The sequence below is a fragment of the Streptomyces caatingaensis genome (genome assembly GCF_001187435.1).
Classification (GTDB): Bacteria; Actinomycetota; Actinomycetes; order Streptomycetales; family Streptomycetaceae; genus Streptomyces; species Streptomyces caatingaensis.
Genome location: NZ_LFXA01000001.1, coordinates 13,050 through 24,858, shown reverse-complemented (window position 1 = coordinate 24,858; position 11,809 = coordinate 13,050). Strand labels below are relative to the sequence as shown.

Annotated in this window: 8 protein-coding genes; 5 read left to right on the top strand and 3 right to left on the bottom strand. The window is 76.8% G+C overall.

Annotated features, from left to right (window positions below; all coding sequences use genetic code 11):
* Positions 1–41: 41 nt before the first annotated feature.
* Both manB and AC230_RS00090 read left to right on the top strand, forming a co-directional pair.
* The gene (gene manB / locus AC230_RS00095; RefSeq protein ID WP_049713845.1) at positions 42–1,151 is read left to right on the top strand and encodes a mannose-1-phosphate guanylyltransferase; all 1,110 of its coding nucleotides are present in this window, start codon (positions 42–44) and stop codon (positions 1,149–1,151) included.
* 51 nt (positions 1,152–1,202) lie between these two features.
* Positions 1,203–2,111, top strand: coding sequence for a DNA-3-methyladenine glycosylase family protein (locus tag AC230_RS00090; RefSeq protein WP_049713844.1), 909 nt, complete (start codon positions 1,203–1,205; stop codon positions 2,109–2,111).
* A gap of 437 nt (positions 2,112–2,548) precedes the next feature.
* Here the strand turns inward: AC230_RS00090 and AC230_RS00085 are convergent, their stop codons facing one another.
* Genes AC230_RS00085 through AC230_RS00075 form a run of 3 tightly spaced genes read right to left on the bottom strand, consistent with a single transcriptional unit; the run spans position 2,549 to position 5,374 of the window.
* The gene (locus AC230_RS00085; RefSeq protein WP_049713843.1) at positions 2,549–3,868 is read right to left on the bottom strand and encodes a coenzyme F420-0:L-glutamate ligase; all 1,320 of its coding nucleotides are present in this window, start codon (positions 3,866–3,868) and stop codon (positions 2,549–2,551) included.
* Positions 3,865–4,830 carry a 2-phospho-L-lactate transferase gene (gene cofD / locus AC230_RS00080; RefSeq protein WP_049713842.1) on the bottom strand — a complete coding sequence of 322 codons (966 nt, stop codon included), beginning with the start codon at positions 4,828–4,830 and terminating at the stop codon, positions 3,865–3,867. Before cofD ends, AC230_RS00085 begins: the two co-directional genes overlap by 4 nt.
* Positions 4,831–4,843: 13 nt before the next feature.
* A complete protein-coding gene (locus AC230_RS00075) occupies positions 4,844–5,374 on the bottom strand; it encodes a cysteine dioxygenase (protein ID WP_049713841.1) in 531 nt (176 codons plus the stop codon).
* Positions 5,375–6,026: 652 nt separating this feature from the next.
* Here AC230_RS00075 and AC230_RS00070 point away from each other — a divergent pair.
* From AC230_RS00070 to AC230_RS00060, 3 genes are all read left to right on the top strand, one after another.
* Positions 6,027–6,290, top strand: coding sequence for a WhiB family transcriptional regulator (locus tag AC230_RS00070; protein ID WP_004952403.1), 264 nt, complete (start codon positions 6,027–6,029; stop codon positions 6,288–6,290).
* Between the two features lie 426 nt (positions 6,291–6,716).
* The gene (locus AC230_RS00065; RefSeq protein ID WP_049713840.1) at positions 6,717–10,322 is read left to right on the top strand and encodes a glycosyltransferase family 2 protein; all 3,606 of its coding nucleotides are present in this window, start codon (positions 6,717–6,719) and stop codon (positions 10,320–10,322) included.
* A complete protein-coding gene (locus AC230_RS00060) occupies positions 10,319–11,806 on the top strand; it encodes a DUF5719 family protein (protein ID WP_049713839.1) in 1,488 nt (495 codons plus the stop codon). The genes AC230_RS00065 and AC230_RS00060 overlap by 4 nt, the downstream gene beginning before the upstream one ends.
* The last annotated feature ends 3 nt before the right edge of the window (positions 11,807–11,809 follow it).

Here is an 11,809-nt window from a genome sequence, read left to right as displayed (position 1 = left end):
CCGTTCACGGCCCGGCCCCACCAGGAAGCAGAGACGAACCGTTGACTGAACCGCACCAGCCGCCCCCGTCGCGCGAAGCGATCCTCCTGGTCGGCGGCAAGGGGACCAGGCTGCGCCCGCTCACGGTGAACACCCCCAAGCCCATGGTTCCGGCGGCCGGGGTTCCCTTCCTCACCCACCAGCTGGCCCGGGCCCGGGCGGCGGGGATCGAGCACATCGTGCTCGCCACGTCCTACCTGGCGGAGGTGTTCGAGCCGTACTTCGGCGACGGGTCCGCGCTGGGCCTGGAGCTGGAGTACGTCACGGAGATCGAGCCGCTCGGCACCGGCGGCGCCATCCGCAACGTCGCCCACCGGCTGCGCTCCGGCCCCGACGACCCCGTCCTGATCTTCAACGGCGACATCCTCACCGGCCTCGACATCCGGGCGCTGATCTCCGCCCACGGCGCGGCGGGCGCGGACGTGTCGCTGCACCTGACCCGGGTCGAGGACCCCCGGGCGTACGGGCTCGTGCCCACCGACCCGGACGGGCGGGTCACCGCCTTCCTGGAGAAGCCGCAGACCCCCGAGGAGATCGTCACCGACCAGATCAACGCGGGCGCCTACGTCTTCAACCGGTCCGTCATCGACACCATCCCGGCCGGCCGGCCGGTCTCGGTCGAGCGCGAGACCTTCCCCGGGCTGCTGGCCGACGGGGCGCACCTGCACGGCATGGTCGACTCCACCTACTGGCTCGACCTCGGCACCCCGCAGGCGTTCGTCCGCGGCTCGGCCGACCTGGTCCTGGGGCGCGCCCCCTCGCCGGCCGTGCCCGGCCGCCGCGGCGAGCGCCTCGTCCTCGACTCCGCCGAGGTCGCCGCCGACGCCAAGCTCATGGGCGGCACCGTCATCGGCGCGGGCGCCCGGGTGGGGGCCGGCGCGCGGATCGACGGCAGCACCGTCCTCGACGGGGCCGTCGTCGAGCCGGGCGCGCGGATCCGCGACTCGCTGGTGGGCGCGGGGGCGCGCGTCGGGGCGCGCACCGTGCTGGACGGCGTGGTGGTCGGCGACGGGGCGGTCGTCGGCGCGGACAACGAGCTGCGGGCCGGGGCCCGGGTGTGGTGCGGGGCGGAGATCCCGGCGGCGGCGGTGCGCTTCTCGTCCGACGAGTAGGGGCGAGCAGGGGCGAGCAGGGCCGTCGGCCGCCGGAGTTACGCTGGCCGGATGGCCACCCGCACCTGGGCCCCGCCGGGCCCCTACGACCTGGGGCGCACCCTCGGCGTCCTGGCGCGCGGCCCCGGCGACCCCGCGTACCGGGTCGCCGGGGACGGGGCCGTCTGGCGCGCCAGCCGCACCCCGCTCGGTCCCGGCACGGTGCGGATCGCGGCGCGGGACGGGCGGGTGTGCGCGGAGGCGTGGGGCCCCGGCGGCGACTGGCTCCTCGACCACCTGCCCGCGCTGCTGGGCGCGGACGACGAGCCCGCCGCGTTCGTCCCCCGGCACCGGCTGCTCCACGAGGCGCACCGGCGCCACCCCGGCCTGCGGCTGGCCCGCACCGGCCTGGTCCTGGAGTCGCTGGTGCCCGCCGTCCTGGAACAGAAGGTCACCAGCGACGAGGCGTACCGGGCGTGGCGCCTGCTGCTGTGGCGGCACGGCGAGCCCGCGCCGGGCCCGGCCGGGATGCCGCGCATGCGGGTCATGCCCGACGCCCGGGGCTGGGCCATGATCCCCTCCTGGGAGTGGCACCGCGCGGGGGTCGACGGCAAGCGGTCGGCGACGATCGTGCGGGCGGCGCGGGTGGCGTCCCGCCTGGAGTCCGCCTCCTCCCTGGACCCCGCGCGCGCCGCGTCCCTGCTCCGCGCCGTGCCCGGCATCGGCCCCTGGACGGCGGCCGAGACGGTCCAGCGCAGCCACGGCGCGGCGGACGCGGTCACGGTCGGGGACCTGCACCTGCCGAAGACGGTGGGGTGGGCGCTGTCGGGTGTGCGCGGTGTGGACGACGCGGGGATGCTGTCGCTGCTCGCCCCCTACGCGGGGCAGCGGCACCGGGCGTGCCGGCTGATCCTGCTGATGAGCAGGGGGCAGCCGCGGCGGGCGCCGCGCTTCTCCGTCAACGACATCCGTGGGTGGTAGGGGGTTCGGCCCCAGCCCCGCCCTAACCCGTTTCCGCAGGGGCTCCCCCCTGCGCCACCCCGCGGGGGCGCGGCACACCCGGGAGCGCGCTCCGCGCCGGGCCGTCCTCGGACCCGGCGAGGGGGCTGCGCCCCTGCACCCCGCTGGGCTCCGTCCCCTGGCTCGCATGGGCGGGGAGCGTGTGGCGCCCGGGCGGAGTGGGCTGCGGCCCGGGCCGCGCTGCGCACGGCGAGCGGGGCTGCGCCCCTGCACTCCGCCCGGGCTCCGCCCCCCGACCCGCACTCGGGCTACGCGCCCCGGCTGCCTCGGGCTGCCTCCCGCCGCTTGCTGTCCTCTCTCGCGCCGTTGCGCCCCCGAGGACAAGGCGGCGAAGCCGCACCGAAAGGAAGGCGGCGGGCGCGGCCCCCGCCCGGGGGGAAAGGGCCGGGCCGGGAAGGTCAGCGCACCTCGATGAAGGCCTCCGCGCTGCGCGGGGCGCGGTCGCGCGGGGGGGCCGCGGGGCGTCCGATGGCGACGGCGCCCATGGGGTCCCAGTCGGCGGGGAGCGAGAGAACGTCCCGCACGACGTCCCGGCAGAACATCGTCGACGATACCCACGCCGACCCCAGCCGCTCCCCCGCCAGCGCCACGAGGAAGTTCTGCACCCCGGCCCCCGTCGCCACCACGAACATCTCCCGCTCCGCCGTGGAGCGCCGCGCGTCGGGGTAGTCGTGGGAGCCGTCCATGACCAGGCACGGCACGGCCAGGTAGGGCGCGTTGCGCAGGACGTCCCCGCGGCGGACGCGGCGCGCGACGCTCTCCTCGGAGCGCCCGTCCCGGCGCAGGTCCGCGACCCAGGCGTCGCGCATCGCGTCCAGCAGCCGGGTCCGGGACTCCGCGGACTCCAGCAGGACGAAGCGCCACGGCGTGGTGTGGTGCGGCGCGGGCGCGGTCAGCGCGGCCGCGACCGCGCGCCGCACCGCGCCCGGGTCCACGGGATCGTCCGTGAACTCCCGCACCGTGCGCCGCAGGGACAACGCCTCGCGCACCGCCTCCGACGTCCCCAGCCGGAACATGTCGGACGCGGCGTCCCGCACCAGCGTCCGCGCGCCCTCGTCCGCCGTCCCGTCCACCACGTGCGGCAGCCCGCGCACCACCGCCACCGGCAGCCCGCCCGCCTTGCCCTTCACCAGGTCGCCGGCGGCGGCGAGTTCGTCGGCGGTCGCGACGACCGTCGCGTTCAGGGGGTTGCCGTGGGCGTCCGTCCCGCCGCGCAGGTCGTCGAGGACGCGGACGCCGGCCGCGCCGATCGCCATGTCCGTCAGCCCGCTGCGCCAGGGGCGCCCGGCGGTGTCGGTGACGACGACACCGACGTCCACGCCGAGCGCCGCGCGGAGCCCGGCGCGCAGCGCGCGGGCGGAGGCGTCGGGGTCCTCGGGCAGCAACAGCACCGTGCCGGAAGGGGTGTTGGAGGCGTCGACGCCGGCCGCGGCCATGACGAGGCCGAGCCGGTTCTCGACGATGCGCAGCGGGCCGCGCCGGGCCACCACCCGCACCGTCTCGGCGTCGATCGCGGCCTCGCGGTCCGCCGCCTCGACGACGCGCCCCTCCGCCTTGCTGACGATCTTCGAGGTGACGACCAGCACGTCGCCGTCGGCCAGGCCGGGCGTGCCCTCGGCGGTGGCCGCGGCGGCGACGAGTTTGACGAGGTCGTCGCCGGGGCGGACCTCGGGGATGCCGGGCAGGGCCCAGACGCGGTAGGAAGGGGTCTCCGTCATGCGCGTACCTCCTCGGCCAGGGCGAGCGCCTCCGCGGCCATCCGCGCCGTCGCCTCGGTGTCCGTCATCATCAGGGGGACGGCGCGGCAGCGTATGCCCGCCGCCGTCACGCCGGCGGTCTGTTCCGCGTCCACGGTGTCCACCAGCCAGCCGTCCAGCAGGTCGGCACCGTAGTGCCGGGCGACCGCCCCGGCGGTGGACTCCACGCCCACGGCGGCCAGGACCTTGTCGGCCATGCCGCGCACCGGCGCGTCCCCGACGATCGGGGAGAGGCCGACGACCGGCGCCGCCGCCCCCGCGACGGCCTCGCGGACGCCGGGCACGGCGAGGATGGTGCCGACGCTGACGACCGGGTTGGACGGCGGGAAGAGGATCACGTCCGCGGCGGCGATCGCCTCCAGCACACCGGGCGCGGGCTTGGCCTGCTCGGCACCGACCGGGACGATGGCGCGGGCCGGCACCCGGGCGCGCAGCCGCACCCAGTACTCCTGGAAGTGGACGGCGCGGCGGCCGCCCTCGCCCTCCGGGTCGTCGATCAGGACGTGCGTCTCGACGCGGTCGTCGCTCATGGGCAGCAGCCGCACGCCGGGCTTCCAGCGGTCGCACAGCGCCTCGGTGACCGCGCTGAGCGGATAGCCGGCGGAGATCATCTGGGTGCGGACGATGTGGGTGGCGAAGTCGCGGTCGCCGAGCCCGAACCACTCGGGCCCGACGCCGTAGGCCGCCAACTCCTCCTTGACGGCGAAGGTTTCACCGGCCCGCCCCCAGCCCTGCTCCTCGTGGATGCCGCCGCCGAGCGTGTACATCACGGTGTCGAGGTCGGGGCAGACCTTGAGCCCGAAGAGGTGGATGTCGTCGCCGGTGTTCCCGATGACCGTGATGTCCGCGTCGGGGACTGCTGACTTGAGGCCGCGGAGGAAGCGGGCGCCCCCGATCCCGCCGGCCAGAACCACAATGCGCATGAGCGCCAGTGTGTCAGTCCCGGGGCGCGTACTGGCGGGCGGGCGCCGGGGAGTTGTGCAGGGCGCCCCCGGTGTGCCGGTCGTGGAACGGCATCTCGGTCAGGCCGGGGAAGTAGACGTGGAGACTGACGGCCGGCTCCAGGGAGTCGTTGACGACCTCGTGGACGTGACCGGGGGCGAAGACCCGCTGGTCCCCGGCGGCGAGGCGGCGCCGGACCGCCTTCCCGGGCGTCCGGTGCGTCTCCGTGAGCTCGCCGTGCAGGACGGTGAGCACCCCGGAGGAGCGGCCGTGGTCGTGCAGCCCGCTGCCCTGGCCGGGCACCCAGCTCAGCAGCCACACCTCGTAGCCGGGACCGGTGCGCAGCCGGCGGTACCAGCGGCTGGTGGCGTCGTAGCGGACGAGGCGGGACCAGGCGGCGCGGTCGGCGGCGACGGCGCGGGAGAGGCCGGCGAACTCGGCGACCGTGGCGGGGTGGGCGGGCGGGGGAGGCATGAGGTGGGGGAGGGCGAGCGGGTCGCCGGCGATCTGGACGTCGCTGTTCATGGAAGTCGTGTTCCTCGGTGCGCGCAGGCGGGGAGCGGGCGGGAAGGCGGTGCCACGGACCGGCCCGGCCCGGAGGAGGGCAGGGCGGAGGAGGGCGGAGAAAGGAGAGGTGTCAGCCGGAGCTCTGGGGCGTCAACAGCTGGAACAGCGACAGCGCGCCTGCGCGGCACAGCGCGACCCGTAGGCACGGGTCAGGCCGGACGGGGCGGGTGAGGTCGCGAGCATGCTGACAAGGAGACCGGGGTGACCCGCTCGGTGTCAACCGGATGTCCGTTTTGATGCCAATCTTTCACCTCATCCGGTAACGGAGTCCGGCGAAGTGTTTGTGTCGGCGCGTCGCCGGACAATCGCCCGGCATCCTGGCCCTCAAACATCCTCCGTCCCCCGCGGTGCAACTGGATCTCCGCGGACGGCGTCCGTACTTCATGGCGAGGGACTCTCGGGACGCTTGTGGCGGGCGGGAGATGTGTCCACTCTTGTGGCGATTTGGCAACTTTCCGCTCGGCCTTGGTTCCGCAGAGTGAATAAGGGGCCCAATAGCAGATCTCGGCTTGACTGGCCCGGATCGGCGCACTTGTAATTTCACTCGTGTCGTTCTGCCGTACTGATCACGGCAGCATCACGGGGACGCAATGACAGACGAGGGGCGCACATGACCGAGCTGTTTCAGCAACTGCTGGTCGAGGAGGCGGACGAGGAGCTCGGCTGGCAGGAGCGCGCGCTCTGCGCCCAGACCGATCCCGAGTCCTTCTTCCCCGAGAAGGGCGGTTCCACGCGCGAGGCGAAGAAGGTCTGCCTCGCCTGTGAAGTCCGCTCCGAGTGCCTCGAATACGCTCTCGCCAACGACGAACGCTTCGGCATCTGGGGCGGGTTGTCCGAGCGCGAGCGCCGCCGCCTGAAGAAGGCCGCGGTCTGACGAAGCGCGGTCCCAAGAAGGCCGCCTTCCCAGGCGACTGAGGCAGCGTCAGCCGCCCGCACCGGCTGCGCGACCACCCCGCACCGCTTCCGCACCACCCCGCACGACCCCGCACCGACTCCCGTCCGGGACGGGACCGACGCCGCCCCCCGGGCGCCGCGACCGGTCCGCCGTGACCCGGGAGCGTGAACCGGGCAGGACCCGAGGTCCGGCCCGCACCGAACCCCCCACCCGCTCGTACCGCCCGGTCCGCCTCCGCGCCCCGCACTCAGGAGGCGGACCGCCGTGTTGCCAGCCACTAGTCTGGGGTGCCGTCCGTGACGCACCGGCGCCCCACCCGGGGTCGCACACGTCCACCGCAGTCCAGCACCGCGGTCCGCCGGGAGCACCACCTCCCGTCCGACCGGCCGGAGGGCCCGTACCCCGATGTCCGCGCACAGCACCCCCGCGTTCGACCTCACCCACCCCCCGGCGTTCCCCCGGCACGTCGTCACCGCCGTCCTCGTCGCCCACGACGGCGCCCGCTGGCTGCCCGACGCGCTCACCGGGCTGCTCGGCCAGGACCGGCCCGTCCAGCGGGCGGTCGCCGTCGACACCGGGAGCGACGACGACTCCGCCCGGCTGCTCGCCGACGCCCTCGGCGACGACCGCGTCCTGCGCCTCGCCCGTCGCGCCGGCTTCGGCACCGCCGTCGAGGAGGCGGTGCGCGCCACCTCCGCGCCCACCGCCGACGACCTGCCCTACCTCGCCGGCTCCAGCGGCTGGGATCCCGTCAGCCGCACCTGGCGCGAGGACCCTTCGGACCTCGACGCCCGGGGCGCCACCGGCGACCCGGTCCAGTGGCTGTGGCTGCTGCACGACGACTGCGCGCCCGAACCGGCCGCCCTGCACGAGCTGCTGCGCGTCGCCGACGCCGAGGACGCCGCCGTCGTCGGACCCAAGCTGCGCAGCTGGTACGACCGCCGGCAGCTGCTGGAGGTCGGCGCCGCCATCGCCCGCGGCGGCCGCCGCTGGACCGGACTCGACCGCCGCGAGCAGGACCAGGGCCAGCACGACCAGGTGCGCCCCGTCCTCTCCGTCTCCAGCGCCGGCATGCTGGTGCGCCGCGACGTGTGGGAGGCGCTGGGCGGCTTCGACGCGCGGCTGCCCCTGATGCGCGACGACGTCGACTTCTGCTGGCGCGCCCACGCCGCCGGCCACCGCGTCCTCGTGGCCCCCGACGCCGTGCTCCGGCACGCCGAGGCCGCCTCCCGCGAGCGCCGCCCGGTGGACTGCGCGGGCCGCAAGCCGCTCTCGCCGCACCGCGTGGACAAGGCCGGCGCCGTCCACACGCTGCTCGCCAACACCCATGGCGCCGCCCTGCCGTACGTCCTGTTCCGCATCGTCCTCGGCACGCTGCTGAGGGTCCTCGGCTACCTCGTCGGCAAGGCCCCCGGCCCGGCCCTCGACGAACTCACCGGCCTCGGCTCCGTCCTGCTGCGGCCGGGCCGCGTCCTCGCCGCCCGCAGGCGCCGGGCCGGGGCCCGGACCGTCCCCGCCAAGGAGCTGCGTCCCCTCTTCCCGCCGCCCGGGGCGAGCCTGCGCGCCGCCTTCGAGCAGCTCACGGCCGCCTTCGGCGGGCGGTCGGACCCGGCCGCGTCGTCGGCCGGGCGGCACGGCGCGGTCGAGTCCGGGCCCGGCGGGGACGAGGCGGACTTCCTGGAGATCGAGCAGTTCGCCCGGGTCAAGCGGCTCGCCCGCAAGCCCGGACCCGTCCTCTTCGCGCTCCTGCTGGTGGTCTCCGCCCTCGCCTGCCGGGGGCTCTACGGCGGCGGCGCGCTGTCCGGCGGCGCCCTGCTGCCCGCGCCCGACGGCATCGGCGGCCTGTGGTCGCGCTTCGCCGACGGCTGGCACCCCGTCGGCACCGGGGACACGGCCGGCGGCCCGCCCCATCTCGCCGTCCTGGCGGGCCTGTCGGTGCTGCTGCTCGGCTCGGTGCACCTCACGCTGACCGTGCTGCTCGTCTGCTCCGTCCCGCTGGCCGGGCTGACCGCCTACTTCGCCTCCCGGCCGCTGGTCGGCTCCCGGCTGCTGCGGGCCTGGGGCAGCGTCACCTACGCCTTCCTGCCGGCGGCCACCGGGGCGCTCGCGACGGGCCGGCTGGGCACCGCGGTGCTCGCGATCCTGCTGCCGCTCATGGCCCGCGCGGCCGTCTCCGCCGGCGGCTTCCGCTCGGCGGGCGCCCGGCCCACCTGGCGCGCGGTCTGGGCGTACGCCCTCCTGCTCACCGTCACCACCGCCTTCACGCCCCTGGTCTGGCCGGTCGCCGTCGTCCTGGGGCTGGGCGTGCTGGTGCTGCGCGTCCGGGGCGGGCAGCTCAAGGCCCACGGACCGGCGTTCCTCGCGGTGGCGCTGACCCCCGTCCTGGTGCTCGCGCCCTGGTCGTTCGGGCTGTTCGCGCACCCGGGCCGCTTTCTCGGCCAGGCCGGGACGGCGTACGGCGGCGGCACGGCCGCGGCGTGGCGGCTGCTCCTGGGCGACCCCGGCGGGCCGGGAACCCTCGGCGGGCTGGTGCTGTCCGGCGTCCTGCTCGCCGCGCTCGGCGCGTTGCTGCGGGCCGAGCGGCGGCCCGTCGTCCTCACCGCCTGGGCCGTGGCCCTCGCCGGGATGCTGGCGGCGGCGCTCGCCAACCGCTCGGCGTGGGCCGGGCCCGCGACCCTCGTCCAGGGCCTCGCGCTGATCGCGGCGGCCGTCGTCGGCGCCGAGGGCGCCCGCGAGCGGGTCGCCGCGCGCAGCTTCGGCTGGCGGCAGCCGGTCGCCGGACTGATCGCGCTCGCCGCCGCCGCGGGCCCGCTGGTCACCGCCGTCGCCTGGGCGGCGGGCGGGGCGGGCGGCCCGCTGGAGCGGCGGGACCCGGCGCAGGTCCCGGCGTTCGTCGCCGAGGCCGCCACCACCCGCGACCAGGCCCGCACCCTCGTCCTGGGCGGCACGTCCGGCGACCTGACCTACGCCCTGGTCCGCGGCGCCGGCGTGCGCATGGGCGACGAGGCCCTGGGCGGCGGGCGCGACCGCCGGCTGGACGCGGTCGTCGCCGACCTCGTCTCCGGCTCCGGGGCCGACCAGGCGGCGCGGCTGGCCGGGTACGCCGTCGGCTTCGTCCTCGTCCGCGACGGCGCGGCCAAGGAGCTCGGCCCCGCGCTGGACGCGACGCCGGGCCTGACCCGGCTCAGCCAGGAGGGCCGCACCGCGCTGTGGCGGGTGGACCGGCAGGTCGCCCGCGTCACCGTCGTCGCCGACGGCGCCGCCCCGGTGCCGGTGGCCTCCGGCCCCGTCGGCGCCCGCGCCACCCTGCCCGCCGGGCCCGGCGGCCGGGTCCTGCGCCTCGCCGACAGGGCGGCGCCCGGCTGGCACGCCACCCTCGACGGCAAGGAGCTCCCCCGCACCACCGTCGACGGCTGGGCGCAGGGCTTCCGGCTCCCCGCGAACGGCGGGAAGCTGACGCTCTCGTACGAGACGCCGCTCACCCGCACCGCCTGGGTGTGGACGCAGGCGCTGCTCGGCGTCGTCCTCGTCGTCCTCGCCCTGCCGGGCCGCCGGCGCGACGTGGACGACGACCTGCCCGAGGCCGGCGCGCCCGCCGCGGCCGTGCCCGCGCAGGCCGTCGCGGGGGAGGGCCGCCGGGCCCGCCGGCTGCGCGCGGCCGCGGGGGGCGCGCCCGCCGCCGTACCGGAGCCGGCCCCGGCGCCGGAGGACGCCTACGCGCAGCCGGTGGCCGACCCCTACGCCGCCGTACCGCAGCAGCCCTACGCCCAGGCGCCCGCCGCCGAGGGCTGGGAGGCGTACTACGGGCAGCAACAGCCCTACCAGCAGGGCGGCTACGACCACGGGTACGCGCAGCAGGCGTACCAGCCCGGCCCCGGACAGGACGGGACGTACCCGGCGGATCCCTACGCGGGCGGCGGCTACGACCCGTACGGCTACGGCGCGCAGCCCTACGACACGACGTACGGCGGGGCCGACGGGGCCCGCCGCGACGGGAGCGAGCAGCAGTGAAGCGCACGACCCTCTCCCTCTTCGCGACGGCCGCGGCGCTCGCCGCCGTCACCGGCGTCGCCGTGGTCGGCGGGCCGTCGCACGCCGGGGGGAGCGCGCCCCGCGGGACCGCCGCCCGGATGCCCGTCCAGCACACCTCCGCGCTCTGCCCGGCGCCCACCTCCAGCGAGGTCGGCGAGACGACGTACACCGCGTACGCCCCGGGCGGCGGCCGGGGGGAGACGAGGCCGGCGGAGCTGGTGCCGGCGGCGGACGGCAAGAAGGACGACGCGAAGAAGCCGGGCGGCAAGCCGGTGCTGTCCCTGAGGGCGCCGGGCCGGCCGGCGACCGCCACGACCGGGCGCTCCGACGCGCCCGCCCTGGTCGGGTCCGCGGACGGGGCGCTGGCCCCCGGCTGGACGGTGCAGCAGACCACCACGATCGCCGCCGGCAGCGGCCGCGGGCTCCAGGGGCTGACCTGCACGGCGCCGGACACCTCCTTCTGGTTCCCGGGCGTGGCCACGGCCAAGGGCCGCCAGGACTACGTCCACCTGACCAACCCCGACGCCACCACGGCCGCCGTCGTCGACCTGGAGCTCTACGGCGAGGACGGCCGCGTCGCCGCCCCCACCGGCGAGGGCGTCACCGTCCCGCCCCGCTCGACCGTGCCCGTGCTGCTGGCCACGCTGCCCGAGACGTCCGACGGAACGGACGGAGATCTGACGCTGCACGTGGCCGCCCGGTCGGGGCGGGTGGGCGCCGCGGTGCAGTCCAACGACGAGAAGGCCGGCGGCGACTGGCTGCCGGCCTCCGACGCCGGGACGGGCGCGGTGCTTCCGGGCATCCCCGCCGACGCCACCTCCGTCCGGCTCGTCGCCTTCGCGCCGGGCTCCGACGACGCCGACCTGTCGCTGCGGCTGGCCGGGCCGAGCGGTTCCATCCGGCCGGCCGGTCACGAGACGCTGCACGTCAAGAGCGGGATGACCGCCTCGGCCGACCTGGGCGCGCTCACCAAGGGGGAACCGGGGTCGCTGCTGCTGACGTCCGACGGCGGCGTCCCGTTCACCGCGGGACTGCGGGTGACCCGGGGCAAGGGCGACAAACAGGAGACCGCCTTCGTCCCGGCCGTCCGCCCGGTCGCCACCCGCGGCACCGTCGCGGACGCCCGCGCGCGGGGGACGACCCTCTCGCTCGCCGCCCCCGAGAAGGACGCGCAGGTCAAGGTGGTCGCCTCGGCGGGCAGCGAGGGCGGGACGCCGGCGTCGAAGACCTACACCGTCAAGGGCGGCACCACGCTGGCGGTCGAGCCGCCGAAGCCCGAAGGGGGCAAGGGGGTCTGGGCGGTGAGCGTGGAGAAGGTGTCCGGCGGGCCCGTGCACGCGTCCCGCATGCTGGCCCTGCCCAAGGACGGCCTGCCCGCGTTCACCATCCAGCCGCTGCCCGACGACCGTTCCCTGGTGGACGTCCCGACGGTCCGTCAGGACCTCTCGGCCGTGACCCGCTGACCC

What these genes read in the sequence shown, in the direction of transcription:
- AC230_RS00090 (WP_049713844.1), top strand. Translation starts at nt 1,203, where the DNA reads ATGGCCACCCGCACCTGGGCCCCGCCGGGCCCCTACGACCTGGGGCGC.
- AC230_RS00085 (WP_049713843.1), bottom strand. Translation starts at nt 3,868, where the DNA reads ATGACGGAGACCCCTTCCTACCGCGTCTGGGCCCTGCCCGGCATCCCC.
- cofD (WP_049713842.1), bottom strand. Translation starts at nt 4,830, where the DNA reads ATGCGCATTGTGGTTCTGGCCGGCGGGATCGGGGGCGCCCGCTTCCTC.
- AC230_RS00075 (WP_049713841.1), bottom strand. Translation starts at nt 5,374, where the DNA reads ATGAACAGCGACGTCCAGATCGCCGGCGACCCGCTCGCCCTCCCCCAC.
- AC230_RS00070 (WP_004952403.1), top strand. Translation starts at nt 6,027, where the DNA reads ATGACCGAGCTGTTTCAGCAACTGCTGGTCGAGGAGGCGGACGAGGAG.
- AC230_RS00065 (WP_049713840.1), top strand. Translation starts at nt 6,717, where the DNA reads ATGTCCGCGCACAGCACCCCCGCGTTCGACCTCACCCACCCCCCGGCG.